General features: G+C 43.7%; 2 protein-coding genes. Both read right to left on the bottom strand.

What is annotated here, in order from left to right; translation table 11 throughout:
* On the bottom strand, nucleotides 1-2,184 hold a 2,184-nt coding region (locus BP621_RS00775), incomplete at its 3' end, for a histidine kinase dimerization/phosphoacceptor domain -containing protein (protein WP_292387291.1).
* Between the two features lie 73 nt (nucleotides 2,185-2,257).
* A partial coding sequence (locus BP621_RS00770) for a transcriptional regulator FilR1 domain-containing protein (RefSeq protein ID WP_292387288.1) occupies nucleotides 2,258-2,500 on the bottom strand: 243 nt, incomplete at its 5' end.

Genomic DNA, 2,500 nt, shown 5'->3' with positions numbered 1-2,500 from the left:
GAAAACCTTTTCAACATCCAGTTTCAAGCTCATTTTCCTGCTGTCCAGAGAGTAAGACTGGAACAGATAATCTGCAAGATTCTTAATATAATCCGCAAAGTCTACACTTACCATATCCTCGGACTGGTAAAGTTTTTCGTGGACAAGAGCCATTGATTTAACCCTGTTCTGGCTGTTCCTGAAAGCCTCGATTACATCCCTGTCCGTAAAATTCCCGGACTCAAGATATAAAAGCATGGAAATCACCTGCAGATTATTCTTGATACGGTGATGGATTTCTTTTTTGCGAATTTCCTCCATCTGAAGGAGCGCATCCTCGGCTTTTTTATGCTCTGTTATGTCTAGGATAATACCCTGAAGATGGACTTCACCGTCCTCACTGCGCTGGATAACTGTCCTTTCGTCAACCCAGCGAATCTCCCCGGATTTTGTGAGAATCCGATATTCCGAGGTATAGTCCGTGCAGCCGGCCTCAACGTTCATCTTAAGTTCGGCAGTCATTTTTTCCAGGTCTTCAGGATGCACAATATCCCCATAAAGAAGCCTGTTCGAGGTAAAATCCTCCACCTCATAACCCAATCTGGTAACATTCTCCGAAACAAACTCTGCGGGCCACATGGGCTCATACTTCCATAGAAAAACGATTACGGGACTTGTATTGACAACCCTTTCCATATCTTCCTTAAGCTGGTTGGAACGCTCAAGTTCTTTTGCATAGTCCAGAAGGGCTTTTTCCGCCTCTCTGCGCTGGGTTGTAATCACATCAAGAGCCTGGCGGGTTTCTTCGATTCCGTCTGTAAGCAGCTTGAAATCACCCTGCCCATGGATACTGATCTGCCGCTTAAAATCATTCTGTTGAAATGCAGTAAGAACAGCGTTTGAGTCATCTATAATACTATTCAAAGTTTCGGAAAATTTGTCAAGTGTATTTCTGAGTTCCCTGAACTCTCCCTGCACATCAGCATTTACTCTCTCTTTTAACTCTCCTTTTGCAAGCGCATTGGTTACTCTTATAGTCTCTCTTACAGGAACAATTACAGCTTTAAGGATTTCATTTAGGCCCGTAGGAATCTCCTTGAAATCTATCCCCACATCAGTATCCGCCCTGACATCAAGCTTTCCTTTAACTGCGTCCTGGGCAATACTCTTGAAATCCTGAACGATTTCATCTATGGGCCTTGTGATAGAAAGGGCAATCATATAAGCAAGGGCCGCCATGAATAGAATTGAAATTGCAGAAATGACCAGAAGCCTGTTCCGAAGGTCAACAACACCTGCAAGCATTTCTTCTTTTGGAATTACAAGCACAAAGGCGAGATTCCCGGTTCGCACAGGTTCGTAGAACATTACAACAGTTTTGCCTGTGGTAGAGTCCATGGTCTCAATATATCCACCAGTTCCATTTTTTATGTCATCTGCGGCTCTGGCTATTTCTTTCGAGTTAAAGTCATATAGACTTTTTTTTCCAATCCAGTCCTTGCGCGTAGGGTGAGAAAGCAGGACGCCTGTGTTGCTTACCATGAAGGCATATCCCGTGTCAAAAGCTTTGACCTTACTCACAACCTCGTCCATATAATCAAGAGGAACATCCACTCCCGCTATCCCTACGAACTTCCCGTTTTTGAAAATCGGGGAAACCTGGCTTACTATGAATATGCCTTCATAAAAATAAGGCTCTGTTAGGACATCTTCTCCTCTGGCTTTGGGCAACTGGTAATAATCCGAAGAATCATAATGAAGAAGAGGCGCGACCGTAACGTTGCCTTTGATCTTATTACAATAGGGGACGAACCTACCTGTTGAGTCGTGACCCGAGGCATTAATATGTTCCATATCCCTGCCGTCAAAAGCATTTGGCTCATACGCCACATAGGTTCCTATGAGGTTTGGATTTTTTTCAAGGATATTCTGAAGGATGCCAATTACCTCAGTTCTGTTGGAAGCCTCGTAATTCTCCATCGTAAGGGCAAGCGTCTTTGCAACTGCGCTGTTAGCTTTCATATCGGCATCAAACTGGTTTGCGTAATTGCTTGCCATTTCGATTGATTTCTGGTAAGCCAGCTTTTCTTCCTGAGACGTGACCGTACTGATAATCACAGCTGTAGAGACTGTAAGAACAAGAAAAACCCCGACAACGATATAGATAACTAGCTTTGATTTCAGGGGGAAATTTTTAAATCTCATAGTAAAAACTCCAGCCAGTTATGAAAGAGAGTAGGAGGCTTGTTCCGATCCTACCTGAAAGGTCAGGCAGGCTTCATATTTCGATTACTTCTTGAGACAATTCATTATAATGCATGAAAAGCTCTCTCCCCCAGCGAAGGGCGCTTGCATCGAAACTCATGACTTTCCTGTGGTCGTATTTTCCCTGCTTGTTGAAGAGGCAGATGTACATGAATTTTTCAGTAACAGCAATTGTCGGAAGCTGCATTTGTTCCTCGCAGACCTTAACAACAGTATTCTCTGAATCGAGCAGGGTTTCCAGCTCGTCTCTGCAGTC

Origin of the sequence: Methanosarcina sp. UBA5 (assembly GCF_002505485.1) — an archaeon.
In the GTDB taxonomy this organism is placed as follows: Archaea; Halobacteriota; Methanosarcinia; order Methanosarcinales; family Methanosarcinaceae; genus Methanosarcina.
The sequence above is the reverse complement of the archived record's forward strand: the minus strand, read 5'-3'. Positions and strand labels throughout refer to the sequence as shown.